Here is a 26,813-nt window from a genome sequence, read left to right on the forward strand (position 1 = left end):
CTCACGCGGTCGCATCGCTTTTGCTGTCTACTTCTTTGTTATTTTCAACAGCGGAAGACTTACTTTTTGCACCTTTTTTTGAACGGGCTGACCCCAGATCAATAGCGGCGCTTTTATGTGTCTCTTCAGGCTTTACCGTGAAATCCCTATCCAGTGAGAAGAATGATTCACAGCCGTCTTCAGTGACATGAATGGTGTCTGAAATACCGCAGGTTTTATCGCCATCTACGCCCCACATCCATGGGATCAGGTGGAAGGTCATACCTTCTTTCAGAACGGTACCGTCACCTTGTTTCAGGCTGACGATATAGCCTTCGTCCCAGCTTGGTGGGAAGGCGATACCAATGGAGTAACCGGAGCGGGTGATCAGTCTCGCCCCCACGGTGTTATCTGAAATAATATTGCGCACCAGGTTATCAACGTCCGACACTGTCATGCCGGGTTGAACGATGTTGTGCACGGCATCCAGTGCTTTTTTCATGGTCTCCTGTGCCTGGTACATAGAGTCCGGCATATTGCCCAGCATGACGGTACGCATCATGGCGGTGTGGTAACGGCGGTAGCAGCCACCCACTTCAAGAAATACATGCTCGTCGGGCTGAATAACACGACCTTCCCAAGTGGCGTGACCAATCATAGTGCGAGGGCCGGACGTCACGTACGGCATGACCGAAGGAAATTCACCACCGGCGCGGAACATGGCTGCGCTGATGGCAGCACCGACTTCATTCTCGGTTGCACCGGCATGACAGGCTTCGATACCTGCGACCATGCCGGCTTCAGTGGCGATAGCCGCGCGTTTCATTATTTCTATTTCCACGCGCGACTTGCAGACGCGGCCTTCCTCAACAATGCCAAAGCAGTCGAGCAGCTTTCCATCTTTAAGTGATGTGTGAATCACATCCTGATGGTAAGCCGGGAAGAAGTAACTATTACGCTCGTAACCGATGCGTTTATTAGCTAGCCCAAATTCGCGCAATGCATCGACCAGCATCTGAATGGCATCACCAGTATCGGGGTAGGGGCGTGTGACCTCTACCCAGGTCCGGGCGATAACATTCGATTCTTCGAGTGCACGCGTAATCATGAAAGGCTCTTTCTCGAGCGGTACGACTAAGGCCTGAAAAAAGCTGTACCCTGTGGTCTGGTAGTCCGTCAGGTACATGATATTTTCAGGGTCAGAAATAACGACGGCATCCAGATGTCGTTCCTGAATCCGCTGGCGCAGTTCTTCGATCCGGCGCACGTACTCTTCGTGCGGGAAAGTCATATCATCACGTTCAATCATGCGGCTTTCTCCATAACGCTGCGGACAGATTCAGTCAGAATTTCCAGACCTGCAATTAAGTCAGATTTAGGGATGGTCAGCGGTGGGATAATTTTCAGGACTTTGCCTCCCGTTCCGCAGGCCGCAATGATTAATCCTTTTTTAAAGCATTCCTGAACCACGGCAGCACTGCGCTCACCGGAACCCATGTCCAACCCGAAGATCATGCCTTTGCCGCGTAGTTGCAGACTTTTATCCGCGTGGAGCAGTGGTTGCAGGTATTGATCAACCAATACTGATTTATCTTTTACTTCCTTCATGAAGTCGTCATTCCGGAAATAATCGAGGGCAACCTTACCCGCAACGAAGGAGAGGTTCTGGCCTCGGAAAGTCCCTGTGTGCTCACCCGGCGACCAGTGCTTATCCAATTCAGGGTGGACAAGGTTCATCGCCATGGGGGTGCCTATGCCACCGATACCTTTCGCCATGCAGACGATATCCGGCATCACGCCCAAATCATCGAAGCTGAAGTAATTACCTGTACGACCGCAGCCGACCTGAATGTCGTCAATAATCAGAACCGCACCGAGCTCTTTTGCGAGGGCGGCGACACCTTTCATCCATTCTTTGCCGGCGACGTTTACCCCGCCTTCCGCCTGAATGGTTTCCAGCAAAATGGCCGCAGGCTTCGCCATACCGCTCGAGGTATTCAGGTAGCGCGCACGAAGATGGTCGAGCGCTTCCAGGCCACATCCTTGGTTACAACCACTGCAGGGAACTTCGCAGCCAAATGCTTCGTGGCGGACGTGATTGAGTGGTACACCAGAGGCGTTGCGAAAGTACTCGTTTGCAGTAGCGGCAAGTGAGCCAAGTGTCATACCGTGGAAGCCCTGACTGAAGGCCAGAATTTCGGTTCTGCCCGTTGCCCGGCGCGCAATTTTCATCGCTGCTTCAACGGCATTGGTACCTGTCGGTCCCATAAATTGTATGCGGTGCGACATATTACGCGGCTCAAGAATCAGATCCGTGAAGGTCTGCATAAACTCAGCTTTTGCACTGGTCTGCATATCCAGACTATGAAGTACGCCGTCGTTTTTCATGTAATCAATCATGGCGTTAATCATGGCTTCGTTATTGTGGCCAAAATTCAGCACACCTGCGCCAGCAAAGAAGTCGATATATTCCTTGCCAGTATCATCGGTCTGGCGTGCGTTTTTAGCGGTCGTAAAAGTAACAGGGTAAACGCGGCTGTAGCCGCGCACATTTGATTCGCGCTGCTCAAAAATAGTCATGAGTCTGATCCTCTCGTTAATAGGTATTTTTTAGGAGTGGATCAGGTCTCAGGGGGGAGTACGCATCCCGGTTAAACGACAGAACCAACGACAGACATCTTCAATCAATCGGTCGTTGAAGTCGTAGTGTGGGCTGTGACATGGATGCGGATTACGGCGTCCGTCATCGCTTCCGATCAGTGCGAAGGCACCGGGAATTTTCCTTAAGTAATAACTGAAATCTTCTGATGCCATGACCGGCATAGGCCGCCCATGTTCCAGCGCCTTTTCGCCGTAGAGCCCAGTCCAGGCAGCTCTCGCAGATCTGGCTTGTTCGGGATGATTAATGGTCGCCTGGTAGCGGCCGTGATGTGTTACCTGACACTCAACACCATACGCTGCTGCCGTATTTTCGGCGGTTGTAGTAATGGAGTGATTGACCAGTTCGCGGGTTGCTTCGTCAGGCACGCGGATGCTGCCAGCGATGGTCGCACTGTCAGCCATGACCGTAGGGGCGTTACCCGCATTGAACTGAGTCACGCTGACCACCGCATTTGCCTGAGGTGGTAACCGGCGGCTGACCACCTGTTGTAAGGCGACCACGATAGCAGAGCCTGCTAATACAACATCGTTGCAGACTTCTGGTTGACTGGCGTGCCCACCTTTACCCGACAAGCGGATATCGAACGTTCCGTTACCACACATAACCAGCTCATCAGGGCAGGCCATTGTGCCGTAAGGCAGTGCCGGCCAGTTGTGCCAGCCGTAGATTTCGCTGACGCCTTCCAGTGCACCTTCGCGAATCATTTCACGGGCGCCATGGCCGCCTTCTTCAGCAGGTTGGAACAACAGAATAACCTGACGGGAAAGTTCGTTTTCGTGGAGCTTCAGCCAACGTGCAGTGGCAAGCAGAACCGCGGTATGGCCGTCGTGACCACAGGCATGCATGCAGCCTGATGTCGTGGATGACCAGTCAGCGTCTGTGGCTTCGTTGATGGGGAGTGCGTCGATATCCGCACGCAGTGCAATGGCTGGCGTAGTGCCCTGTTCATTAATAACAGCAACCGTGCCGGTATCAGCGCAGGCTTTCCAGCGTATTTTAAGATCAGTCAGGAGCGAACGGATTTTCTTTGCCGTACCGTGTTCCTCCCAGCTTAACTCCGGGCGCTGATGTAACTCGCGACGAATATTTTTTGCGAAGCTTAATGTCTCTTGCCAGTCGTCAGACATAACGTCTCCTGCCTGTCATGAGAGAGCAGTGTTTGCTCTTTCAGAGAATTGTTTGCTGTTTACTCTCCGTGCCCTGAAATAGTTATTGCAACGTGCAGGCCAGTTTTTTAACTGTTTAGGGGGCTAAGTTTTCAATCTTTTGAAATATGAATTTAAAAAAATATTAGTTTTCAATTGCTTGTAGTTCAGAAGTTAAAGAAGAAATAAATCAAAGAAGCTGAATCTGTTTAGGCCCTAAAACAGTTCAGGCGTCTATCCACGGCTACGAATGTAACCTTGTGGTGCACCTGCGCAATATCGGGGCAATGTTTGAGGTGACGGGTAACAAGTATGATTTACACTAGCAAACGCCTCTATTCACGCCAGAGTAGACAAGGGATACGTCATATCTGGCCAACCGGTTGAAGGTCTGCAAGCGAAGGAAGTAGCATCATTGATCTGTGTGAAAACACACCATAAAAATAATGATAAATATCTGGGGTTACTATGAACTTCCGTAAAACAGGCCTGACACTGGCGTTTGCGTCAGCGGCGGCCGTATTCTCTGCACCAGCGTCGGCTGGTTGGTTCGACTGGCTCTTTCCTTCGCCTCCTGCTGAAGAGGAAGAAGAGGTCGTTGTTGATCAGCCTGACTACTCTGATGGTTTACGTCCGGCTATTTTCGTAGGTAACAACTGGGACGGTACTATCGACGTTATCGATGGTGATAACTACGAAATTCTGGGCCGCGTTAACGGTATTCCTGATTACGAAGAGCGCATGGAGGAAATCAAAGCTGATTTCTGGCGTTACACGGTATTCCTGGGTATACGTCAGCTTATTGGTGAAGGGAACGACCAATACGTAGATGACATGTACAGCACCAACGACGGTGAGCTTCTGATCGTTTCCCGCCCAAGCTTCGCGGACGTAGTAGCACTGGATCTTGATAACGGTGAAATCGTCTGGCGTTTCGAAGTAGATGGCGTTCGTTCCGACCATATGGCGCTGTCTCCAGACGGTACTCAGGTGGCTGTATCGGCGTCTACGGGCAGTGTTGTTCATCTTTTGAATGTGTATACGGGTGAAGAAGAAGGGCGCTTCCCTACCGGCAATTCACCGCACGAAAACCTGTATTCCGATGATGGTAAGTATATTTACCACTCGAGTATCGGTTTCGTATTTATGCCGTTTGATGGCAGAGTTCTGCGCGATACTACGCGTGGTGAGCGTAAGTTCATCGTGTACGACACAGAAGCTGAACAGATCGTTAAGGATATCGACATCAAGGCGAAGCTGAAAGAGGCTGGTCTCGGTGATCTGAGCCCGTCGATTCGTCCGATGGCACATACCAGCGATTATCGCTTCTTCTACTTCCAGTTGTCGTTCCTGCATGGTCTGGTTGAGTTTGATATGGAAACTGAAACCATCACGCGTCTGGCGGAGCTGCCGAATATGGTTCCTTATCTGCCTAAGGTTTACTACGTGAATGACTCTGCGCACCATGGCCTGGCGATGAGCGCTGACGATTCAGCGCTCTGTGTTGCTGGCACCATGGATGACTACGCGGCGATCGTTGACCGTGAAACGTTCGAGTACACCATTCTGGAAGGTCTGGGTAAGAAGGCCTACTGGGCAGTATCAGACCGCAGTGGTGAGAACTGTCTGATTTCCTGGAGTGAGACTGATCAGGTATCTGTCATCAACTATGCGACTCGTGAAGAGATTAAGCGCATTGATGTGGGTAACCATCCTCAGCGTATCCGTGAAGGTATGCTGAAGGCCGACTGGTTGTCTTTGTACTGATCTCCCGGTCTGGGCTCCCTAGGCGAGTCCTTCAGACGCAAAAAAGCCCCGTCAGATGTATCTGACGGGGCTTTTCTAGTTCGCGACAGTCTGATCAGTCGTCGTCTTCTTCCAGCTGTGACTGCTGGTAACGCTCAATGCCGATCTTATCAATCAGGCTAAGTTGAGTTTCAAGCCAGTCGACGTGTTCCTCTTCTGATTCAAGGATGTCGTTGAGCATGTCACGACTGACGTAGTCTTTTACTTCTTCACAGTAGGCAATAGCTTCACGCAAGTCTGGGATGGCCTTCATCTCGAGCTTGAGGTCGCACTCGATCATTTCTTTGGTGTTCTCACCGATCATGAGGCGGCCCAGATCCTGAAGATTGGGTAAACCTTCCAGAAAGAGGATGCGCTCGATCAGGACATCTGCGTGTTTCATTTCATCAATTGACTCGTGGTACTCGTGATCTGCAATTTTCTTGAGCCCCCAGTCTTTGTACATGCGCGCATGCAGGAAGTACTGATTAATGGCCACCAGTTCATTGGCCAGAATTGTATTGAGGTGTTCGATAACCTTAGCGTCGCCTTTCATTGCCAGCGTCTCCCTGTGAGTGAATATGACTCTATTCTGGATACTGATTTGGTCTTGAGTCAAACGATTAGGGAGCTTTGGGGTGAAAAAAATAAGGGACTGAAAACGATTTAGTTTTCAGTCCCTTATTTGGGGGATATTTGGCCATAAATGATAGGCATTTATGGCTTAATACAGGTCGAAATCGTAACGAATCAGATTTGTCAGGTGTCCGCTGATCAAGCCGCAGAGAAGAGGTGGCTCATCTGCGCGGCCGTCTGTTTGGCTTCGTTAAAGATGGCTTTGGCATCACGAGCACATTTTCCACACTGACTTCCAAGACCGGTACACTCTTTCAGCTGGCTCATGCGGGTAGCACCTTGCTCAGCAGCAGCAACGATGTCGCGGTCAGTTACTCCTTTGCAGATACATACGTACATTTAAGCCCACCTGAGTTGTTGTTAAGAAACTGATGCCATTATAAATACGAATTACTATCAAACGCAAGTTTTCAGAGGATGGAAGTGCGAATGATTTGTAACAATTAAGCTCGTATGAAGCGTTTAGGCCAGGGGGCAGAGAGTAGGGAGGGTTTACTGACAGTTCTGTCAGGTAGGGGCCGTTTGTTGAGTAAAGATCAATTAAAAAACGAACAAACGTTAATCGGGTCACATTTTCTGGTGTACACTTGTTTAGAATAAGTGTTGTCAGGTGTGGTTCTGATTTACCGGATTCATATCTACGCTCAGGGAAGGCACTACAAATAATAAAAATACGTTTTGGTGCGCACAGCATGTTGATGTCGAACTTCTTCCCAAAGAATTTGCGGGCTACTGAAGAGTACGCAGATGAGAGAACACTTTCGCTGATGAAGAGAGCGATTGCAGGAGCTTTTGTTGCATTGGGCTTCAGCATTGCCGCTCTGTCTATGGTTGCTCTCCGTACGGGTTGGCCCCACTGGGATATAGTATCTGCCTTACTGACTTTCTACCTGGTGCCTGCAACCTACGCCTACCGTTATATTCGTACGCCAGAAGAGAAGAGGCGCCCAACAACTGCAAGGCGCAACCTGCTCTACATGTCCATCGCTATGGTTACGCTCTGGAGTATCGTGGGCATGATCATCCTGCCCGGGCTGGATGCCGATACCCGCCTTGTTGCGGTGTCTATTTTTATTGTCGTTGTGTATGCGCATTGCCTGCCGTTCGCCCTGTTTCCCTTAATCGGCATGGGGCTAATGGCTCTCAACCTGTTGCCTTTGGCTATCCAGCTGACCTTACTCAATGATGACTCTGTCATAGCCTTCGGCCTGTGTGGTGTAATGTTGTTGTTCATGGAGGTGGGGACTTTCTGCTGGCTTCATCGTAAAGACATGCTCGCACTCAAGAAAAACGAAGCCGATGGCGCTCCTGATCAGGAGCCCGACATGTCAGAGGAGGGCTTTCGCAAGCGCCTCGTATTTTCTCTCCATGCTAACAGCACCCCTGCGGTAATGATGCAGTCGGTTGCCGCTTTCTTCATGGTCATTACCCTAAGGGTTGAAGCATACGAAAGCCTGCTTTGGTGCTGGTTACTGGGCTATCTGTCGGTACAGACGTTGCGGACTGCAGGATTCCTGGCGCATGGTGAAAACCCAGAAAGGCTGCGTCTCCGGGACTGGCGTTTGCTCTTTGGTGCCGGCGTAGTTCTGAATCAGCTTGCCTGGTACAGCTTACTGATTCTCTTCCATGACATCATGAGCGGTTTCAGCCTCGGTGTCGTTAGCGGTATGTTCATCGTCATCGCGGTGATCAGTACGGTGGGCATTACCAGCGACCGTCTTCTGCTCTACCTCAACAGTGCTATGTGTCTGGTGCCGCCGGTACTGATCCTGTTCTCAGGTGAAGAGGTCTGGTCGATGGTGTCTCTGGGAATGCTGGCTTCTGTTTCCTTACTGATCGTGGTTGAGAATATCCACCGGTCAGCACTGCATTCGCAGAAAGGTCGTCTTCTTCAGCGTCTGACCGAATTTCGTTCCCGTGAAATGGCCGAACTGAATAATGATCTTACTGATGCACGCGAGCGCTTGACGGAGGTTAATGCGAACCTTGAGAAGCAGATCGAGGAGCGCACAGAGGAACTTAACTATCAGGCCACTCATGACATGCTGACCGGCCTCGGCAACCGTTACTATTTCTCACGTAAAGTCAGTGAAGCACTGAAAGAACAGAACGACGAGCAGGCAGGCTTTGCTGTTTACCTGCTTGATCTCGACCGCTTTAAAGAGGTGAATGACGGTCTGGGGCATCTTGCTGGTGACCATGTACTACGCGTCATCGCAGCACGTATTGCAAACGCTTGTGGCGATCAGGTGATCTGTGCTCGCTGGGGAGGCGATGAATTCGTCATTCTGGAGCGTCGTGATGTCTCTGAAGTTCAGGTTGAAGAGTTCGCTACTCAGCTGGTCGCTGAACTTCGTAAGCCTATAGATCTTGATAGTGGCCCGGTGTCTCTCGGAGCCAGTGTCGGTATTGCGCTTTGCCCTGAGCACGGAACCAGTGCAGAGCAGCTCCTCGAACACGCCGATATTGCTGTCTACCGTGCGAAATCACGCAAAACGGGCGTATCAGTTTACGATGACAAGTGGGGCCATGAAGCATCCGAGCGATTGCAGCTGGTGCAGGCCCTTGGCTACGCCATTGATAACGATGAGATCGAAATTGCTATGCAGCCCTTCGTATCCGTAGAAAATGGCAGCCTGACCGGTTTCGAAGCTCTGGCACGTTGGCACGATAATGTTCGCAATGTTGCTATCAGCCCCGGAACCTTTATTCCTCTCGCAGAAGAATCCGGTTTGATGCCCGCAATGGGACGTATGATTCTTCGTAAGGCCTGCCAGACTCTTATGAAAGAGGTGCCTGAGTCTGATTTACGTGTTGCGGTGAACATTTCTGTGATGCAGCTGAGGCAGCATGATTTTGTCGACGATGTTGTGTCTACATTGGCAGAGGCCAATATGCCAGCCAGTCGACTGGAACTCGAACTGACGGAATCTGTATTTGCCGGGGACGTACTTCAGATCCGCCAGGTTCTGAGCACCCTGCGTGATCTCGGTGTACGTATCTCAATCGACGATTTTGGCACAGGCTACTCATCCATCAGCTACCTGCGCGATTTCCCGCTGGATACTCTGAAGATTGATCAGTCCTTCGTGGCTGGTCTTCGCAACGGTGGTGAAGGGCTCTTTTCGAGTATTGTCTCGCTGGCGCATGGTTTGAAACTGTCAGTTATCGTTGAAGGTGTAGAGAGTCGACACGATCTGGATAAAGTTCTGTCGTTAGGGGGGGAAGAGATTCAGGGCTACTTTTTTGCCCGGCCGATTGACTCCGGCAAGTTGGGTGATTGGTTGGAGAAACACAGTTCCCGCCCGTTCTCTATGAAGCGGCGCCATCTGTCGGTTGCTGTAGATAATCACTCCGGTTAATAAAAAAGCCCGCGTACGCGGGCTTTCTTATATCAGGACGGGTCACCGGAACTCAGTCTTCGTAGTTCTCAATCGCTGGGCAAGAGCAGATCAGATTGCGGTCCCCGTATACATCATCGATACGGCCTACCGTTGGCCAGAACTTATGAGCACCCAACTCCTTCACAGGGAAAGCAGCGAGCTCGCGTGAGTATGGGCGCTCCCACTCTCCGGTAACGACTGCCGCGGTATGCGGTGCGTTCTTCAAAGGGTTGTTTTCGGCGTCCAGAACACCGTTCTGTACGGCATCAATCTCAGCTTTAATGGCAATCATGGCGTCGGCGAAGCGATCGATTTCAGCTTTGCTCTCAGACTCCGTGGGTTCGATCATAAAGGTACCCGCCACTGGGAAGGACATGGTCGGTGCGTGGAAGCCGTAGTCCATCAGACGCTTGGCGATATCTACTTCAGTGATACCGGTTTCTGCCTTAATCGGACGCAGATCAACGATACACTCGTGGGCAACACGACCGTTCAGGCCTGAGTACAGGATCGGGTAGTGCGCAGAAAGGCGCTTCGCCAGATAGTTAGCTTTCAGTAGAGCGTTCTGTGTTGCTGTACGCAGACCTGAAGAGCCCATCAGAGTGATATACATCCAGCTGATGGTGAGAATACTGGCAGAGCCGTACGGTGCTGCAGAGACTGCACCGTTGCCTTTAGATGCGTCGTCAATAGGGCGTACAGTGTGGTTGGCAACGAAAGGTGCCAGGTGCGCAGCGACACCAATCGGACCCATGCCCGGACCGCCACCACCGTGTGGAATAGCGAAGGTCTTGTGCAGGTTCATGTGAGAAACGTCTGCGCCAATAAATGCCGGCTGAGTCACACCCACCTGAGCATTCAGGTTAGCGCCGTCCATGTACACCTGACCACCGTGCTGGTGGATCAGGTCGCAGATTTCTTTCACGCCTTTCTCGTACACGCCATGTGTCGAAGGATAGGTCAGCATCAGGCACGACAGCTGATCAGACAGCTCTTCGGCCTTCTTCTTGAGATCGTCGAAATCTACGTTACCCTGCTCATCACACTCAGTGACGACAACCCGCATCGACGCCATCTGCGCAGACGCTGGGTTAGTACCGTGTGCCGAGCGGGGAATCAGACACACATTACGGTGACCTTCGCCACGGCTTTCGTGGTACTTCTTGATCGCCAGCAGGCCAGCGTATTCACCCTGAGCACCTGAATTGGGCTGCATACAGATAGCATCGAAGCCGGTGATATCACGGAGATAGCCATCCAGTTCACTCACGAGTTGCTCGTAGCCGGGGGTCTGTTCCTTCGGTGCAAACGGATGGATATTCGAGAACTCAGGCCAGGTCACCGGGATCATTTCGGTGGTGGCATTCAGCTTCATGGTGCATGAACCCAGCGTGATCATGGAGTGATTCATCGCCAGGTCTTTGCTTTCGAGACGCTTCATGTAACGCAGCATCTCGTGTTCGGTGTGGTATTTGTTGAACGTCGGGTGCTCCAGGAAGCTGGTCAGGCGTTGCAGACCTGCGGGCACGCTGTCTGAACCAGCTTTGACCACGACCTCGTCGAGGTCGTAAACATCAAGTCCGTGGCCAGCGCCGAGGAAAATATCAAACAACTCGGCGACATCGCTTGCCGTGGTCTTTTCTCCCAGTGTCACACCCAGGGTGTCATTACCCAAACCGAGTGCTCTATCATCACGGAGATTGACTTCCCGGTCTGCAGCGCGCTTCAGAACGTCTTCTCGGTTGTCGACCTTGATCGTCAGGGTATCGAACCAGGTAGTGTTGAGAAGTTCGACGTTTTTGCTCTTCAGGCCTGCGGCCAGAATATCGGTCAGACGGTGGATGCGGTTGGCGATGGTTTTGAGGCCTGTCGGGCCGTGATACACCGCATAAAATGAGCTGAGGTTTGCGAGCAGCACCTGTGCAGTACAGATGTTGGAGTTCGCCTTTTCACGGCGGATGTGCTGCTCACGGGTTTGCAGCGCCATGCGCAGCGCCTGATTGCCCTGAGCGTCGATAGATACACCGATAATACGGCCTGGAATAGAGCGCTTGTAGGCATCGCGTGTTGCAAAGAAAGCCGCATGTGGGCCACCAAAGCCCATAGGAACACCAAAGTGCTGAGCGTTGCCCAGGACGATGTCTGCACCCATTTCACCCGGCGCTTTGATCTTGATGAGCGCCATCAGGTCGCTGGCAACCGCGGCCAGAGCGTTCTTTTCATGCAGGGCGCTGATGACATCCGTGAAATCAGTGATTTCCCCCTGACGACCTGGGTACTGGAACAGTGCGCCGAAGACGTCATGGTCTGCCGCTTTCTCAGCAGGACCGACGATGATGTCCCAGCCGAAGGCTTCTGCGCGTGTACGGACAACGTCGATGGTTTGTGGCAGGCACAGCTCATCAATGTAGAAGGTGTTCGATTTGTTCTTGCGGACTGAACGTTTCGCCATGGCCATGGCTTCGGCGGCCGCGGTGCCCTCATCAAGCAGGGACGCGTTAGCCAGTTCCATGCCGGTGAAGTCGATGATCATCTGCTGGAAGTTAAGCAGTGCTTCCAGGCGACCTTGAGCGATTTCTGGCTGATACGGAGTGTAAGCGGTGTACCAGCCTGGGTTTTCCAGGACATTCCGCAGGATGACCGGAGGCATGATCACATCGTGATAACCAAGTCCGATATAGCTTTTAAATACTTTATTCTGTGCAGCGACAGACTTCAGGCGGGCCAGAGCCTCGGCTTCGGGGGTGGCTTCTCCGAAGGACAGGAATGCATCGCGCAGAATGTCAGCGGGGACAATTTCGCTGGTCAGTGACTCGAGAGAGTCGGCACCGACGGCAGCCAGCATGTCTGCTTCTTCACGCAGGTCATAGCCTGCACCGTCCGAGGCAATATGGCGACTGACAAAGTTATCGCGCTGTTCCAGTTGTCTGAGAGAAGGAGTACTCATGATTGAACCTGAATGTAAAAGTATCGGCTATATGGGCTGGTGCCCACGCTAAATAAGAAGGTAAAACGACAACGCAGAGGAGGCCTCTGCGTTGTTTTAAGCGGGGTCAGAGTAACGTATTACTCACACGCTGCAGCGTAACCGTCCGCATCTAGAAGCTTGTCCAGATCTGCAGCATCCGCCAGCTCCATTTTGAAGAACCAGGCGTCGCCGTATGGGTCTTCGTTTACTTTTTCCGGAGCGTCAGCAAGATCGTCGTTCACAGCGATGATTTTACCGGCCAGAGGAGCGTAGATGTCTGACGCAGCCTTTACTGACTCAACCACGGCAATGTCCTGATCTGCGGTAACTTCGCTGTCTACTTCAGGCAGCTCTACGAAGACGACATCGCCTAGCTGATCCTGAGCAAAGTCGGTGATACCAACAGTTACTGTGCCATCGCTTTCAAGGCGGATCCATTCGTGGGAGGCAACGTATTTCAGATCTGCAGGGATGTTGCTCATGGGGTTTCTCCAGTTAAAAATTTACGATTTATCTCAAAATTGTTTTTGGCCGTTGCGCACGAACGGGAGCTTGATCACACGAACGTCCGTCAATTTGCCACGCAGGTCTACCTGAGCGGTGTCGCCGGTTGCTGCCGGTACCCGCGCAATTGCAATGGAATACTGTAAGGTCGGCGAAAAAGTGCCGGAAGTAACTTCACCTTCACCGGCGCCTTCCACGACGACTTTCTGGTGAGAACGCATCACACCACGGGTTTCCAGAACCAGACCCACCTGTTTCATGGCAATACCGGCTGCTTTTTCAGCTTCCAGTGCAGCCCGACCAATAAAGTCGCGACCGGCAGGTTCCCAGGCAACGGTCCAGCCCATACCGGCAATCAGTGGGCTCACAGATTCATCCATATCGTTGCCATACAGATTCATCCCCGCTTCAAGACGGAGGGTGTCGCGGGCACCCAGGCCACAAGGCTGGACGCCAGCTTCACTCAACTGCTGCCAGAAATCGGCGGCGTCTTCTTTCGGGATCATAATCTCAAGGCCGTCTTCGCCGGTATAGCCTGTACGGGCATAAAACCAACCCTGCTGAGGCAGACCCTGGAAGACTTTCAGGCTGTCGATAAGGTTGGCGGCCTCCGGGCGTACTTTCTGCACCATCCCCAGTGCCTCAGGCCCCTGAACGGCAATCATCGCCATTTCAGGGCGTTCGGTGAGGCTGATATCAAAGCCTTTGGTATGGGCCGTCATCCACTCGAGATCTTTCTCACGGGTGGCACAATTGACGACGGTGCGAAACCATCCGTCCATGCGATATACGATCAGGTCGTCGATCACACCGCCGTCGTTATTCAGCATGCCGGTATAGAGTGCTTTACCGGTTTCTTTCAGCTTGTCGACATCGTTGGCGAGCAGCTTCTGCAGATAGGCTTTGGCGTCGGGCCCGCGAACGTCGACGATTGTCATGTGCGAAACGTCGAACATGCCAGCGGCTTCGCGCACTGCGTTGTGCTCCTGAATCTGGGAGCCGTAGTGGATGGGCATATCCCAGCCGCCGAAGTCTACGATTTTGCCGCCAGCGTCCAGGTGGCAATCATACAAAGGGGTTTTCTTACCCATGTCAGATCCTGATACGTATGGACGCACTGCGCCCTGAGTTCGGTTGACGACAGAGGTCAACGAAAAGGCGGCAATTATAGCGCTTTCAGAGGCGTGGTTCACACAAAAATGCGATTGCGGCACAGGAGCGCCGCAATCAGGGGATAGACATCAGTTGCTGTTGGTTCGGTTATCCGGAACCGGCATGCCTTGCTTGGCGTGGGTAGGGGAGAAGCCACACCACTTTTTGTAGGCTTTAGAGAAGTTAGCGACGCTTGAGTAGCCCAGCAATTCGGCGACCTGACTGACGTTATACATACGGCGACTGAGCCAGAAACTGGCCTGAACCAGGCGCATGTCAGCAAGCAGCTGCTGATAATGGGTTCCTGCTTCCTGAAGACGGCGTTTGCAGGTTCGCTCGGTCAGGCCGAGTTTCTGTGACAATTCATTCAGCGTCGGCGGGTTGGCAAGATCGTTGCGTAACAGGTTGGATGCTTTTTGGGCAATCAGGTGCGCTGGGCGCAATACCCCCTGCGGCTGGAAATTAGCTGTGCGGATGATTAACGCCTGGGTCAGAAACTGCGAAGGTAAGCGCACCGCAAAGTAGGGCGCACCAAAGGTAACCTTCATTGGTGCATATTTGGCGTACTCTTCGACATGTTCTGGCTCTGAGTACGGCAAAAATACAGACAGCTGATCGGTGAGACCCTGCAGCAGATTGCTGCCGACTGTATAGCCAAAAGCGAGCAGAAGTTCAGAAAGCTCGATAGAAGGCACGCGGGTTGGATCTTGTTTCCAGAAAAACTCGCAGTGACTTACCTGACCATCATCAAGAATATGCAGGTCGAACGGGCGCTCGGCAGTGCTGATCTGGGCACACATTGATTGGAATAGCTCAAGCAGGTTACCGGCAGTTACCTGGTTCTGCATCGCCATAATCTGACCGTATTCCAGGTAAACTTCGGGCAGTTTCGACGACAACTCGCTGTCGCTCAGCGTTTTAAGAACCTGAAGAAGAGCGGGCGTACTGCTCTGGAGTCCTTCTCCAGCTGCAGAAAGTTTTGGGGCTGACTTACGCAATTCCTTCTGTGGCATCAACCTGCGCAGGGCCTGTAGGGTCTCTGCGTGTGGTTTTAACGAATACATCTGGAGATTATCTACTACTTTGTTATTAGTGGTGAGTAGCGCCAGAGTGCGCGCAGGTGTCCCAAGGCACAATGTCATTTTGCGCAACATAAGTGCGAAAAAATGGCGCAATATGACTTCCTGTGCCGGTGAGGTCAGAAACGACGCGGCTTACCAATATCCTTATCAGTAAGCATTTAGATATATAATTAATGGTAAAATCGCGCCAATGTTAAATATTCATCATAAATGTCCAGGTGTATCATTTTGAGTCGGGGCATGATCTGGCCCCTCTGGCAAGAAGGATTAACTTGTGCGTGAGACCCCTTGATCATTGGCAGCAATCAAGGCTGGAGTAAACAGACTGATGACTTTCCAGTCATTTTTGGGCTCAAAATTACCATCAACTTTGCTGGTTAAAACCTTGCCTTCTGGCGTGATTGCGAATAAAGGAATGGCATCTTTACCGTTTTGCTGTTGAAAATCATTCCACGTAAATTCACTGCTCAAGCGAGTAGAGTGCAATTCGGCACCTTGCGCCAGCATGCTAGAGAACTTGCTGTACGTCAGGTCTTTACTGAAAAGGTATTGTCCACGGTGCTCTTCACCGTCGATATGCATTTCCGACAATCTCGCATCGACGGATGTCCGCAGGGCAAAAGTATTGTGTTGCCCAAATTCATTGCCAAAACGCATTCCTGCAACGGTATTTATGCTGCGCTCTGGTGATAAACCCAGAAGCTTTCCTAGGCCAACTAAATCGAGCCGTTGTTCGGCATACTCTGAGACAGGGTTGCCGTAAAAAGTACGAAGTCCGTCCATACGTGCCGCACGGATGTTGTCCCAGTTTGAATCAGTGAGCAGCACATCAACCTTGTTCTTCTTAAGTTCCAATGCGATGGTTCGGGCAATGTTGTTTGCGCCAACAATCAGGAAACCGTTGGGAGGCGGCTCCGCGACACCCAGCCAGCGTGCCATCATGCGTGAGGTCGCGCTCTGGAGCACGACAGTGCCAAAAATCACTGAGAAGGTAAGAGGGACGAGTATCGCTGCCTCCGCTTCTCCGGACTGCTCCAGTTTTATCGCAAAAAGAGCAGAAACAGCCGCGGCCACAATACCTCGTGGAGCGATCCAGGACAGCAGAGATTTCTCTTGCCAGCTCAGTGTGCTGCCGATGGCAGATACCCAAACAGATAGCGGCCTCGCGACGAACTGCATAATGGCGAGCAGCGCGAATGGCATCCAGCCCAGAGCGATCAGGTCATCCAGCGTCAGGCGTGCGGCCAGAATAATGAAAAGCCCCGAAATAAGCAGGACTGTCAGGTGCTCCTTGAAGTTAAGAATTTCGCCAATGCGGATATCCTTTTGATTTGCCAGCCACATCCCCATCAACGTGACCGCAAGCAGGCCCGACTCGTGTGCAAGCATATTGGCGACGCTGAAACTCACAAAAACCATGGAGAGGGTGGCCATGTTCTCGAGGTATTCAGGAACCCAGCGGCGCTTCAGGATAAAGCCGAGAATCCAACCCGCGGCGAGACCGAGCACCGTGCCGGACGCGATGATTTCAACAAAGGCGAGCATGCCGCTCACAGCGCCCTGAGCTTGACCCTGAGCCACGATGAATTCGTATACGACGACCACAAGCAGTGCACCGAGCGGGTCGATCAGGATGCCTTCCCAGCGCAGAATGTTACCAACGTCTGCGTTTGGGCGAACGGTGCGAAGCATAGGCACGATGACGGTCGGGCCGGTGACTACGGTGAGGGCACCAAAGAGGATACTGAGCTCCCAGCTCAGTTCGAACAGGTAATGGGTCGCGATGGCGACGACCGCCCAGGTGATCCCCGCACCTACGGTAATCAACCGCTGTACGACGCCTTTCTGTGAGCGTATTTCTTTCAGGTCGAGGGTCAGGCTGCCTTCAAAGAGGATGATTGCGACTGCCAGGGATATCAGCGGAAACAGCAGGTCCCCAAAGAGTGCGTCTGGATTGAACTGCTGGGTCACAGGCCCAATCAGTAAACCGGAGGCCAGGAGAAACAGAATCGCTGGTAACTTTACGCGCCAGGCTAACCACTGACTGGCGAACGAAATCAGACCAATAAACGCAAACGCAATGATGCCACTATCGAACACGGTGTTTCCTTTATATGAAGCGGTGAGAGCGCTTGATTGTAGCGGCGCACTCTAATCCTGTACAACGCTTATACGCCGTGTTTCAGTCGGTCAGGCGCAGGGTGGGCCGGAACAGGTAAGGCTGTGGCAGGTCTGAAGGCACGGCGGGAACCGGGCTGGTGGCCAGAATTGCGCGGCGGGCCCACTCATCGGTTGCTGGATCACCACTGCTGACAATGACATCAACGGCGGTGATAACGGCTCCGTACTTAATAGTGACCTGTAAGCGGACGTCTCCCTGGATACCCGCCGGATGCGCTGGCAATTTCTGGTTCAGGTGGGCCATAAGGCGCTCATAGTACTTCTGCTCGACCGGATCGCTGAAGCGTTGATCGTCGCCGGCAAACCGGGCTTCGTCAGATGCCGTTGATGAGGCGATGTTGGCAGTAGGTTGTTCTGTGGTCCGCGCTTGAGAGTCTGGCTTCGTTGAATCTGGTGTTGGCGAAGACTTTACCGAGGATATTGGTCCCGGAGCATCAGGCTTTTGAGTAATTGCAGAGCTGGCCGTTGTGGTGATCGTGTCTGGCCCCGCGGGTGGCTGAGCCTTCAACGGCTTTTGGGTAACCAGAGGCTCTTTGGCAGCTTCTGGCGTTTTGGCAGGTTCAGGTTTGGGTGGCGTCGATACGGGCTGGCTGGGTATAGATAGCTCGCCGCGTTGCTCATTCTTATTCGCCCGTTCAGGGACTTCCGTTCTCAAGGTGGCGAGAATAATCCGGGTGTTTTTTTCGTCAGTGTCGAGGCTCAGGTCCGGCAGAAAAATCAGGTGCAGGCCCAGCGACAGGGTCAGGGCTAACCAAAATCGGCGGCGCGCCCAAAGTGATTTCGCTGAGTGGCGACTGCTCATGTCAGTACGCGGGCGTAGAATCCAGCTTCCGAGAGAATGTACGCTGCGGCCTCAGCGCGCCCACCACCTGTTGTTACGTAGATAAAATCACGCTCCAGGGACTTCAGTGTCCCCCGAAGTTTAGAGAGAGGGATATTCCGCGCGCGTAGCACGGGAGTTGCGGTTGCTTCCTGTGTATGTCTGACATCGAGAATGACGACACCGGTGTCGGCCTCGTCAATTAAGGTCTCGAGTTCACTCTCACGGATATAACTCAGTACGGGCTTTTTCAGCAGTGGATCGAAATCTTCTTTCGACAGCCGCGCCAGCGTTCCAGACGACGTCATGGTCACGCAGGCGTTGCGCGGTAATTCACTGACCAGTGCATCCTCGCCGAACAGATCGCCGGGGCCCAGTGCGGCAAGAGTCTCTTCATCCTGTTCTGCTTGTCGCGTGACCAGTGCTCCACCCGTTTTGATTACGTAGCAATGCTCGCCGATTTCACCTTCGCGAATAACGACATCACCGAGAGAGGCGGGCAACTCTTCGAAGCGCGATAGCAGTTTCTGGATATTCGCCGGTGGAATCCGGGTAAAAAGATCTGAGGTGATCAGTCTTTCCAGCCAGTCACTTTCTTCGTCGTGCTGGCTAAGACTTTCGGATTGCCGAAACTCTGACCAGGTTGAGATCAGCTCAAGATACGTGCGTTTTACGGATACCAGCTGGCACGGTGTTCGTGTAATACCGGTGTAGCGATGCACGACGTGTGTATTGTCCAATGCCATGAAGTTTTCATCGCTGTCGGCATCTATGCCATTGATATTGAAATCATCGTCGGCCAGGTCGATACCACCGCTGAGCAGGAAGTGACATTCGTCGTCAGACTGGCCGCGTTTAAACAGGATTTTTCTCGCGGGAAGCGTGTGCTCGCGAAAGTGAGGTGTCAGTTCTTCGATGATGTCTTCGGACCATTCGTCGAACGGGATGAAATGCTGCAGTCTTTTACTGAGCGGCGTTTCCATGAAATCTCTGTCGATTGTCTCTTTGATATCCTGAAACTATAGCAAGCTGCCGTAACTTCGTCACTGTAACTGGTCAATCCGGCCACTGCAGACGGTCCGAGACCTGTTTCAGTGATTCTTCATCGAAAGGATCAATGCCTCGGATGTGGGGCACGGTTCCCAGGTGTTGTATACCGCGCTGGTGGAACCATTGTGTCAGATAGCGCAGATTTTCCTGCTGGGCTTCCATATCCGGATCGATGGAATTAGCGACCCATCCTGCAATCGTTAATCCGCACTGGCGAATCGCCTCAACGGTCAGGCAGGCGTGATTGATGCAGCCTAGTTTAAGACCGATGACCAGTATAACCGGCAGGTTCTGGCTGGCAGCAAAGTCGGCCAATGTCTCGGTGTCATTGAGAGGAACGAGCCAACCTCCGGCGCCTTCGATCAACTGCAGGTCGGCGGTCTGTGTTAACCCGTTCTCACACGCTTCGATCAGCGAGCTGCATGTCAGGCTCAGGCCTGCTTCTTTGGCGGCAATATGAGGCGCAATGGCTGGCTTCAGCGTGATGGGGTTGTGAACCTCATAGGTAAGGTTGCCTGATGAGTATTTCTGATGAAGAAGAGCATCCCGATTTCTGAGCCCGCTGTCTGTCTGGTCGGAGCCTGAAGCAATTGGCTTCAGCCCGAAGCTGGTGTGCCCGTCGAGAACAGCTCGCTGCAGGAGTGCTGCGCTGATCAGTGTTTTACCTGCGTCTGTATCGGTACCTGTCAGGAAGTAGCGCTTCATGGTTTCGGCTCTGTAGGGTGTTCTGGGTGGGCCACTGCATAGATCCAGAGCACTTCGTAGCTCAGTGGATAGGCGGTTTGCCCCATGTGTTGCGTAGTCGGATAGTGCCTGCTCAGTGCCTCAATGGCTGCGCGGCCGCCCAGGCCAGCCCGGCGGCCTGCGTTCACATTGGTGGCGCCAATGGCTTTCAGGCTGCGTAGCAGGTCAGGCACGGAATCGTAGTACTCGGTCAGGCAGTCCTGCTTAAACACAATATCTGTGAAACCAGCTTGCATTAACGCATGGTTCAGACGTTCGTGTGCTTCGAATTCATTCACATGAGGGCGATCATCAATTGCTCTCCAGGCCTGCTGTAGCTCTTTCTGAGTGCCCGGGAGCAAGGTCGCTATGGCAATACGGCTCCCCGGTTTCAGTACTCGCCGCCATTCTTTAAGTGTTTTTTCAGGAGCTTCGCTCCATTGCAGCATCAGGCTGGAGATCAGGCCGTCTGCCGAGCAGTCGGGTAGAGGAAGTTCGTCTGCATCGGCGAGCAAGAGATCAGTCTGAGGATCTGCGTGATTGGCGGCGGCTTCTAGCATGCCTTCGGCGAGATCGATTCCAGTAACCAGATTGGCACCTTTTAAGCGCAGGTGCGGCAGGGCGACGCCGGTACCACAACCGATATCGAGCCAGTGTCCTGACAGTGTGGGCAGTTGATTGAGCAATGCCGTGACAGCGCGCTGCTGAATGCTGGCGGCGTGATCATAACTCTGAGCGGCACGACTGAAATGCTGCGCGACCTGACGTTTATCGCGGCGCGTCATGGCATTTCCTCTGGTTTGGCTGATTCATGCTGTAGCTGCTCTGCCAGCTGATGCAGCCTTTCCAGTAAGTGATGCTTACCTTCTGTCGTAAGAAAGAAGGCATGGCTCTCTCCCGGGCTGAGTTCAACAGGGGGCATCTGAGAAGGCTTCAGCGCGTCTGCGTGACCGTACAAATGCAGGCTGCGGGGTGAGGGGGGAAGAACTTCGTACCTTAGCCATTCAAGTGTGCGGTTAAGCTCGCTCTGTGCGAGGTGTTGGCTGCTCTTTAACTGCTTGATCAGGGAACGTGCTTCAGAGCTGCCCTGCGCACACAAGCCGGTGAAGCGTTTCAGTGTTGTCTCTGCGTTCGATGTTAAAGACTGAGAAAATGCTTCAAAGTCCTCTCTCGGCATACCACTGCCTGTCTTATCGGAAAGAAAGCGCTGGCCTGTTGCCAGAGTGACAAGGAACTGACTTCTGGTAGCTGCTGTGCCAGCGCAGGCTGCGGCAGCAAGTGCGCCGCCCAATGACCAGCCAATCCAGATGGCAGATGAGCCTTCGAGGCTGTCTGTATCGGGTGCGGTCGCCGCAAGTTGTGATGCTGCAGCTTCGAAGCTGCAATCATTACTGAGGTAGTCGGCTCCCCAGTGATGCCCGGGCAGTGAGTCAAAGAATGGCGCGAAAACATCGGCGCGGAAGCTCCAGCCGGGGAGCCACAGCCAGTTCAGGTCGCTGCCTTGAGTTGACTGGAGCTTTTGCCAGAGCGGTGTCATGACTCATCACCTGCAAATGCTGATTCAAGAGCCGTGAGCAGAGTCTCGATATCCTCGGTTGTATGAGCAGCGGTGAGGGTGACACGCAGGCGGGCTTCTCCCTGCGGAACGGTAGGTGGCCGTATCGCGGAGATCCAGATGCCCTGATTTTTAAGTCGGTCGCTGATGCGTAGTGCCCGGTCGCTGGCACCGGTCAGCAGCGGTTGCACCGGACTTTCTGAGGCCATCAATGGCAGCCCTCGTGCTTTGGCGCCACTGCGGAACTGCTCGATACGATCGGTCAGCGCCTCGCGCAGCTTGTTGTCTTTCGCCCGCTCAAGATTCCCGAGCATTGCCTGAGCAACGGCTGGTGGCATTGCTGTGGTGTAGATATAGGAGCGCGAGAACTGAATCAGATACTCAATGAGCTCTTCACTACCGGCGACAAAGGCTCCGTATCCTCCTAGCGCCTTACCCAGAGTGCCTATGTAGACCGGCAGGGCATCCTGTGAGAGGTTGAAGTGCTCTCTGGCTCCCTGACCATACTGCCCGAGAACACCGATGCCGTGCGCATCATCAATCATCAGTAAAGCGTTGTGGTGCTGGCTGAGTTCCGCGAGTCTGGCAACGTCTGCGAGATCGCCATCCATACTGAAAATACTGTCGCTGACGACCAGGCAATCGCCCGCTGCAGCTTCAAGCAATTCATTCAGCTGTTGATAGTCGCAGTGGCGGTAACGGGTCATTTTAGCGCGACTGAGCTGAGCGCCGTCGAGCAGGGAAGCGTGGTTCAGTTTGTCCTGCAGAATCAGGTCACCCCGCTGGGCCAGCGCACTGATGACACCAACGTTGGCCATATAACCCGTGGAGAAAAGTAAGGCTCTTGGGTAACCGGAAAACTCCGCAAGTGCGTCTTCGAGATCATGGTGAGCGCGCGTGTGGCCGCAAACGAGATGGGACGCGCCACTGCCGAATTGCCATTCCTGAGCAGCGCGGGCCAGGTCTTCGCCGCCGGTATTGGCCAGGCCAAGATAGTCGTTACTGCAGAAATTCAGCAATTGAGAACTTCCACATGTCACGTGTGTGCTTTGCGGAGATTGCAGCGTCTGCCGTTGGCGCAACAGGTGTTTCTCTTTTCTTTGCTGAAGAGCAGACGCAAAACGGTCTTGCCAACTCATAGATAACTCCGCCAGTAAGTGCCCGTATCTTATTCCGTCGTGATCAGTGGTCAACTGCGGATCAGTAGTCTGGTTTACAGGTGACATAAAACTGCGTCATCCTAAGGCCTGACGGGAGTACAGCCAGAATCTCAGGAGCACACATGTCCACTCATTTCATACAACCCGACCTTAATTATGACCGTGAGCATGTCTGGCACCCGTACAGTTCAATGACTGATCCTGGGTATACCTGGCCGGTGGTCAGTGCTTCAGGGGTGCGACTGAAACTTCAGGACGGTCGGGAATTGATTGATGGCATGTCGAGCTGGTGGTGCACGGTCCATGGCTACAATCATCCGGTATTAAATGCGGCGCTGAACGAACAGGCTGAACGGATGAGTCATGTCATGTTCGGCGGTCTTACGCATGGACCGGCGATTGAGCTGGCACGGCGCCTTGTCGCTCTGACGCCCGACGGACTGGAAAAAGTGTTTATTGCGGACTCCGGCTCGGTGTCGGTCGAGGTCGCGATTAAGATGGCCATTCAGTACCAGCATGCACGGGGTGAAACGACAAGAACCCGCTTACTGGCACTGGAGCGCGGTTACCATGGCGACACGCTCGGAGCCATGTCTGTCTGTGATCCCAAGCGGGGAATGCATCACCTCTTCAGCGGTATTCTGCCCGAGCAGTTTTTCGTTCCTGCGCCTCAGACGCGGTTTGAAGAAGAATGGAATCCTGATGACATTGCGCCTCTGAGAGAATCTCTCGAAAAGAATCATAAGAGCATTGCAGCCCTGATTCTTGAACCTGTTGTTCAGGGGGCAGGGGGCATGCGTTTCTATCACCCAGAGTATCTGCGTCAGGCACGCGCCCTGTGTGATGAGTTTGGTGTTTTGCTGATCGCCGATGAGATCGCAACGGGCTTTGGACGATCCGGTAAGCTGTTTGCCTGTGAATATGCCGGTATCAGCCCTGACATTATGTGCGTCGGCAAGGCCATTACCGGTGGGTACATGACGCTCGCGGCGACACTGGCGACTACCGAAGTCGCAGAGACCATCAGTCGTGGTGAGGCCGGATGCTTTATGCATGGGCCAACCTTCATGGCGAACCCGCTGGCGTGCCGCGTTGCCTGTGCCAGTCTTGATCTGCTGATGGAGAACAACTGGAAGGAGCAGGTGTCAGGGATTGAGCAGGGACTTAAGCATGGCCTGAGCAGGGCCTCTGAGCTCGAGGGGGTTGCCGATGTGAGGGTGTTGGGCGCCATCGGCGTAATCGAACTGAAAGATCCGGTCGATGTGAAGCGACTCCAGCCTGCCTGTGTCGATCGGGGAATCTGGGTGCGGCCCTTCGCACACAACTTCTATGTGATGCCTCCATACATTATGCGCGACGGCGATCTTGCTTACCTGACCAGCAATATGGTCGGTGCACTGGCCCAGACTTTGGGCGAATAACTGGACCAGGGCCAGAAGGGAAGTCGTAGATTTGATTATCCTGGCGCCCCTGGCTCAGACATTGCCTGTCTGGGGATGTTCTTTTTGTGGTTCAGCTTGATTGTCGGCAGCTGGGGCGTTTTCAGCTGCAGTAGTATGGTCGTCGTGATGACGATGACGGGCCTGGCTTTGTGAAATACCCGCCGTTACCGCGAAGCGCATTGCATCCTCAACTGACCAGTCGACGTAGGTCAGGCGATCCTGAGGTAAGAACAGGGTGTATCCACCTACCATATAGCTCATCGGCAGATAGACCGGCAAAAGGTTGTCCGCGTGTGCACTTTCTGCAACCTGCTCCGGTACGTGATCTGCGGTCACGAAGCCTACAAGCTGACCAATCCCAGGCATCTCGACCAGAACCACCTTTTGTGCCTTTGGTTTGTCTCCGTCAAACATGGCTGCGAAGTCTTTCACTGCGCCATACAGAGTTTTGACCAGAGGTAATCGCAGGAACGCGTCTTCTACATACTGATAGACCCAGTTGATTGGGTTCAACTGGAAAGCCAGACCCACCGCAAGCAGAGTGACGAGCATAACCAGGACACCCATACCAGGGAAAAGGACCAGGCTGGGGTGCAGTAATTCTAACGCACGGACACCGAGGTCATTGAGTGAGGTCAGTGCTGACCATACCAGCCAGACGGTTACCAGAAGTGGCAAAAGCACCATGGAGCCTTTGATGAAGGGCTTAAGCAATAGTTGTTTCATTATCAGCGGCACATTCCTTGGAGAGTGAGAGGAGTGTAAAACGTCTGGACCCGCATTGTCCCTATGTTTCCGGCGACTCTGGCTAATTTTCAGCAGAAACATGAATGCTGGTATCTCTAACATTTCCGACAGGCCATGGCAGCTCTAAGAACTTAAGTTTGTTAGTGGTCACTCTCATATAATAAAATTGTCTAAAACCGTGTAAGTTGCCACTAACTTAACAAGTTACTTTAACTATCAATCGCAGATGGGGTGCTTCGTTTGGGTTTTATCCCCCACTTCTTCCCACCATTTTCCCCACCTTGGCTAAGTCCTTGTGTTTATTAAAAAAAATAGGTGATTTCACACCCTCCAAACGCTTGCAAAGGGGCAGTCTGATTCCTATAGTGTCTAATTGTGGAGAATAGTGGGTAATTGTGGGAAGTTAGTGATGTTAGTACTTACCCACATGGATTAAGGACGGACGCATGTTTCGCGGTTTAAACACGATCAATCTGGACGCCAAAGGGCGCCTGGCGATCCCGGCTAAGTTCCGGGAACGTCTGGCGGTGCTTTGTGGTGGCCATATGGTCGTGACGATCGATACCGAAGAGCGTTCTCTACTTATCTATCCCGTTAATGAATGGGAAGAAATCGAAGCGAAAATCACCTCACTGCCTACGTTTGACCCGCGTGCGCGTCGTATCCAGCGCTTGCTCGTAGGTCATGCTACGGATGTGGAAATTGACGGCAGTGGCCGGATTCTGCTCCCAGCAGCATTGCGCGAATACGCGGGCCTTGAAAAAGAAACGGTTCTGATCGGTCAGGGTAAGAAGCTGGAGTTATGGAGTAAGGCCTCCTGGGAAGGTACCCGGGATGAATATCTGGAACAGGTGAACGACGAGAGTCAGCTGTCTGAACAAATAATGAGTATTTCCCTGTGACCATTTCTCCTGAGTTAGCACATACCACTGTTTTACTGAATGAGACTGTGGACGGCTGCGTTACTGATCCTGATGGGGTTTACGTAGACGGTACATTTGGCCGGGGAGGTCATAGTCGTCAGTTGCTAAGCAAACTGAGCGCAGAAGGACGCCTTATCGGTTTCGATAAAGATCCTCGCGCTATTGAAAGTGGTAACGAACTGGCGGCTGAAGATGGGCGTTTTCAGATCGTGCAGTCCAGCTTTGCTGATATGAGGTCTGCACTCGCTGAACTGGGTATTGAGAAAGTGAGCGGCATCCTTCTGGACCTGGGTGTTTCGTCCCCACAGTTAGATGATGCTGAACGCGGTTTTAGTTTTATGAAAGACGGCCCACTCGATATGCGCATGAATCCTGACGCTGGAATGAGCGCGGCAGCGTGGGTGGCTACAATGCCCGAGTCTGAGATTGCCCGAGTACTGAAAGAGTACGGTGAAGAGCGCTTTGCGAAACGTATGGCAAGAGTGCTCGTTGAAAAGCGTAAAAACGAAGAAATTAATCGCACGCTTCAGCTCGCCGAAATTATTAAGCACGCAAACCCAGCATGGGAAAAACACAAGCATCCAGCGACTCGTGCTTTTCAGGCAATACGAATTGCGGTGAATAACGAGCTGGGTGATCTGGAGACTGTGCTGGCCGATAGTGTCGATCTTCTTTTGCCGGCAGGGCGTTTGTCTGTCATTAGTTTTCACTCTCTAGAAGATCGCATGGTGAAACGCTTTATCCGTGCGCAGGAAAAGGGAAAAGATTTACCACCGGGCCTGCCTGTGATGGAAGATCAGCTCGGCAAAACGATGAAAAAGATCGGCAAAGCGATTATGCCAACCAAAGCCGAAATTGACCGTAATCCTCGCGCTCGCAGTGCAGTATTGAGAATTGCTGAGCGCCTGGCATGACA

The 26,813-nt window shown here is 52.8% G+C and carries 22 protein-coding genes; 5 read left to right on the forward strand and 17 right to left on the reverse strand.

From position 1 onward, the window contains the following. Nucleotide 1 precedes the first annotated feature (1 nt). Genes doeA through doeB2 form a run of 3 tightly spaced genes read right to left on the reverse strand, consistent with a single transcriptional unit; the run spans nt 2 to nt 3,768 of the window. Entirely contained in the window at nt 2–1,288 is a 1,287-nt protein-coding gene (doeA, locus tag BW941_RS01065; RefSeq protein ID WP_076513560.1) for an ectoine hydrolase, read from the reverse strand. Then, on the reverse strand, nt 1,285–2,559 hold the full coding sequence (locus BW941_RS01070) for an aspartate aminotransferase family protein (RefSeq protein WP_068443251.1): 1,275 nt from the start codon (nt 2,557–2,559) through the stop codon (nt 1,285–1,287). Before BW941_RS01070 ends, doeA begins: the two co-directional genes overlap by 4 nt. Nucleotides 2,560–2,607: 48 nt before the next feature. Then, entirely contained in the window at nt 2,608–3,768 is a 1,161-nt protein-coding gene (gene doeB2 / locus BW941_RS01075) for a N(2)-acetyl-L-2,4-diaminobutanoate deacetylase DoeB2 (RefSeq protein ID WP_076513563.1), read from the reverse strand. 486 nt (nt 3,769–4,254) lie between these two features. On the opposite strand from doeB2, the gene BW941_RS01080 reads away from it, so the two are divergent. Then, nucleotides 4,255–5,553 carry a YncE family protein gene (locus BW941_RS01080; RefSeq protein ID WP_076513566.1) on the forward strand — a complete coding sequence of 433 codons (1,299 nt, stop codon included), beginning with the start codon at nt 4,255–4,257 and terminating at the stop codon, nt 5,551–5,553. A 94-nt stretch (nt 5,554–5,647) separates the two neighbouring features. Here BW941_RS01080 and bfr read toward each other — a convergent pair whose 3' ends face one another. Both bfr and BW941_RS01090 read right to left on the reverse strand, forming a co-directional pair. Then, complete coding sequence (bfr, locus tag BW941_RS01085) at nt 5,648–6,127, reverse strand: bacterioferritin (protein ID WP_076513568.1); 480 nt, start codon at nt 6,125–6,127, stop codon at nt 5,648–5,650. 218 nt (nt 6,128–6,345) lie between these two features. Beyond that, nucleotides 6,346–6,546: a (2Fe-2S)-binding protein gene (locus BW941_RS01090; RefSeq protein ID WP_068435260.1), complete on the reverse strand. Its 201-nt coding sequence runs from the start codon at nt 6,544–6,546 to the stop codon at nt 6,346–6,348. A 353-nt stretch (nt 6,547–6,899) separates the two neighbouring features. On the opposite strand from BW941_RS01090, the gene BW941_RS01095 reads away from it, so the two are divergent. Then, entirely contained in the window at nt 6,900–9,569 is a 2,670-nt protein-coding gene (locus BW941_RS01095; protein WP_076513571.1) for a putative bifunctional diguanylate cyclase/phosphodiesterase, read from the forward strand. A 52-nt stretch (nt 9,570–9,621) separates the two neighbouring features. Here the strand turns inward: BW941_RS01095 and gcvP are convergent, their stop codons facing one another. From gcvP to bioF, 11 genes are all read right to left on the reverse strand, one after another. Further along, a complete protein-coding gene (gene gcvP / locus BW941_RS01100) occupies nt 9,622–12,537 on the reverse strand; it encodes an aminomethyl-transferring glycine dehydrogenase (protein ID WP_076513574.1) in 2,916 nt (971 codons plus the stop codon). 119 nt (nt 12,538–12,656) lie between these two features. Next, the gene (gene gcvH / locus BW941_RS01105) at nt 12,657–13,040 is read right to left on the reverse strand and encodes a glycine cleavage system protein GcvH (protein ID WP_068435266.1); all 384 of its coding nucleotides are present in this window, start codon (nt 13,038–13,040) and stop codon (nt 12,657–12,659) included. A gap of 33 nt (nt 13,041–13,073) precedes the next feature. Next, complete coding sequence (gcvT, locus tag BW941_RS01110) at nt 13,074–14,153, reverse strand: glycine cleavage system aminomethyltransferase GcvT (protein ID WP_076513577.1); 1,080 nt, start codon at nt 14,151–14,153, stop codon at nt 13,074–13,076. A gap of 150 nt (nt 14,154–14,303) precedes the next feature. Beyond that, a complete protein-coding gene (locus BW941_RS01115; RefSeq protein WP_139325709.1) occupies nt 14,304–15,389 on the reverse strand; it encodes a helix-turn-helix transcriptional regulator in 1,086 nt (361 codons plus the stop codon). A gap of 174 nt (nt 15,390–15,563) precedes the next feature. Further along, a complete protein-coding gene (locus tag BW941_RS01120) occupies nt 15,564–17,396 on the reverse strand; it encodes a cation:proton antiporter (RefSeq protein ID WP_076513582.1) in 1,833 nt (610 codons plus the stop codon). An 82-nt stretch (nt 17,397–17,478) separates the two neighbouring features. Beyond that, nucleotides 17,479–18,279 carry an energy transducer TonB family protein gene (locus BW941_RS01125; RefSeq protein WP_076513585.1) on the reverse strand — a complete coding sequence of 267 codons (801 nt, stop codon included), beginning with the start codon at nt 18,277–18,279 and terminating at the stop codon, nt 17,479–17,481. Next, the gene (locus BW941_RS01130) at nt 18,276–19,280 is read right to left on the reverse strand and encodes a cyclic nucleotide-binding domain-containing protein (RefSeq protein ID WP_076513588.1); all 1,005 of its coding nucleotides are present in this window, start codon (nt 19,278–19,280) and stop codon (nt 18,276–18,278) included. Before BW941_RS01130 ends, BW941_RS01125 begins: the two co-directional genes overlap by 4 nt. Before the next feature lie 73 nt (nt 19,281–19,353). After that, nucleotides 19,354–20,052, reverse strand: coding sequence for a dethiobiotin synthase (gene bioD / locus BW941_RS01135; protein WP_076513591.1), 699 nt, complete (start codon nt 20,050–20,052; stop codon nt 19,354–19,356). Then, nucleotides 20,049–20,855 (reverse strand): methyltransferase domain-containing protein, encoded by an 807-nt coding sequence (locus BW941_RS01140; RefSeq protein WP_076513594.1) that lies wholly within the window; start codon nt 20,853–20,855, stop codon nt 20,049–20,051. Before BW941_RS01140 ends, bioD begins: the two co-directional genes overlap by 4 nt. After that, complete coding sequence (locus BW941_RS01145; RefSeq protein WP_076513597.1) at nt 20,852–21,607, reverse strand: alpha/beta fold hydrolase; 756 nt, start codon at nt 21,605–21,607, stop codon at nt 20,852–20,854. Before BW941_RS01145 ends, BW941_RS01140 begins: the two co-directional genes overlap by 4 nt. Further along, on the reverse strand, nt 21,604–22,764 hold the full coding sequence (gene bioF, locus BW941_RS01150; protein ID WP_076513600.1) for an 8-amino-7-oxononanoate synthase: 1,161 nt from the start codon (nt 22,762–22,764) through the stop codon (nt 21,604–21,606). The genes BW941_RS01145 and bioF overlap by 4 nt, the downstream gene beginning before the upstream one ends. A gap of 143 nt (nt 22,765–22,907) precedes the next feature. Between bioF and bioA the strand changes: the two genes are divergently transcribed. Further along, nucleotides 22,908–24,206 carry an adenosylmethionine--8-amino-7-oxononanoate transaminase gene (bioA, locus tag BW941_RS01155; protein ID WP_076513603.1) on the forward strand — a complete coding sequence of 433 codons (1,299 nt, stop codon included), beginning with the start codon at nt 22,908–22,910 and terminating at the stop codon, nt 24,204–24,206. Nucleotides 24,207–24,260: 54 nt separating this feature from the next. Here the strand turns inward: bioA and BW941_RS01160 are convergent, their stop codons facing one another. Next, nucleotides 24,261–24,953 (reverse strand): DUF502 domain-containing protein, encoded by a 693-nt coding sequence (locus BW941_RS01160; protein WP_076513605.1) that lies wholly within the window; start codon nt 24,951–24,953, stop codon nt 24,261–24,263. Between the two features lie 467 nt (nt 24,954–25,420). Between BW941_RS01160 and mraZ the strand changes: the two genes are divergently transcribed. Further along, nucleotides 25,421–25,876, forward strand: a complete 456-nt coding sequence (mraZ, locus tag BW941_RS01165; RefSeq protein WP_076513608.1) for a division/cell wall cluster transcriptional repressor MraZ — start codon at nt 25,421–25,423, stop codon at nt 25,874–25,876. Nucleotides 25,877–25,878: 2 nt separating this feature from the next. After that, complete coding sequence (gene rsmH / locus BW941_RS01170; RefSeq protein WP_084188550.1) at nt 25,879–26,811, forward strand: 16S rRNA (cytosine(1402)-N(4))-methyltransferase RsmH; 933 nt, start codon at nt 25,879–25,881, stop codon at nt 26,809–26,811. Nucleotides 26,812–26,813: the final 2 nt, after the last annotated feature.

It is taken from the genome of Thalassolituus maritimus, assembly GCF_900156675.1.
Lineage (GTDB): Bacteria > Pseudomonadota > Gammaproteobacteria > Pseudomonadales > Oceanobacteraceae > Thalassolituus > Thalassolituus maritimus.

Coding starts and splice junctions, on each gene's coding strand:
- bioD (WP_076513591.1), bottom strand. CDS start 20,052: ATGAAGCGCTACTTCCTGACAGGTACCGATACAGACGCAGGTAAAACA.
- BW941_RS01080 (WP_076513566.1), top strand. CDS start 4,255: ATGAACTTCCGTAAAACAGGCCTGACACTGGCGTTTGCGTCAGCGGCG.
- BW941_RS01070 (WP_068443251.1), bottom strand. CDS start 2,559: ATGACTATTTTTGAGCAGCGCGAATCAAATGTGCGCGGCTACAGCCGC.
- doeB2 (WP_076513563.1), bottom strand. CDS start 3,768: ATGTCTGACGACTGGCAAGAGACATTAAGCTTCGCAAAAAATATTCGT.
- BW941_RS01090 (WP_068435260.1), bottom strand. CDS start 6,546: ATGTACGTATGTATCTGCAAAGGAGTAACTGACCGCGACATCGTTGCT.
- bioA (WP_076513603.1), top strand. CDS start 22,908: ATGTCCACTCATTTCATACAACCCGACCTTAATTATGACCGTGAGCAT.
- BW941_RS01160 (WP_076513605.1), bottom strand. CDS start 24,953: ATGAAACAACTATTGCTTAAGCCCTTCATCAAAGGCTCCATGGTGCTT.
- gcvP (WP_076513574.1), bottom strand. CDS start 12,537: ATGAGTACTCCTTCTCTCAGACAACTGGAACAGCGCGATAACTTTGTC.
- BW941_RS01140 (WP_076513594.1), bottom strand. CDS start 20,855: ATGACGCGCCGCGATAAACGTCAGGTCGCGCAGCATTTCAGTCGTGCC.
- doeA (WP_076513560.1), bottom strand. CDS start 1,288: ATGATTGAACGTGATGATATGACTTTCCCGCACGAAGAGTACGTGCGC.
- gcvT (WP_076513577.1), bottom strand. CDS start 14,153: ATGGGTAAGAAAACCCCTTTGTATGATTGCCACCTGGACGCTGGCGGC.
- BW941_RS01130 (WP_076513588.1), bottom strand. CDS start 19,280: ATGGAAACGCCGCTCAGTAAAAGACTGCAGCATTTCATCCCGTTCGAC.
- bfr (WP_076513568.1), bottom strand. CDS start 6,127: ATGAAAGGCGACGCTAAGGTTATCGAACACCTCAATACAATTCTGGCC.
- BW941_RS01095 (WP_076513571.1), top strand. CDS start 6,900: ATGTTGATGTCGAACTTCTTCCCAAAGAATTTGCGGGCTACTGAAGAG.
- BW941_RS01145 (WP_076513597.1), bottom strand. CDS start 21,607: ATGACACCGCTCTGGCAAAAGCTCCAGTCAACTCAAGGCAGCGACCTG.
- BW941_RS01125 (WP_076513585.1), bottom strand. CDS start 18,279: ATGAGCAGTCGCCACTCAGCGAAATCACTTTGGGCGCGCCGCCGATTT.
- mraZ (WP_076513608.1), top strand. CDS start 25,421: ATGTTTCGCGGTTTAAACACGATCAATCTGGACGCCAAAGGGCGCCTG.
- bioF (WP_076513600.1), bottom strand. CDS start 22,764: ATGAGTTGGCAAGACCGTTTTGCGTCTGCTCTTCAGCAAAGAAAAGAG.
- gcvH (WP_068435266.1), bottom strand. CDS start 13,040: ATGAGCAACATCCCTGCAGATCTGAAATACGTTGCCTCCCACGAATGG.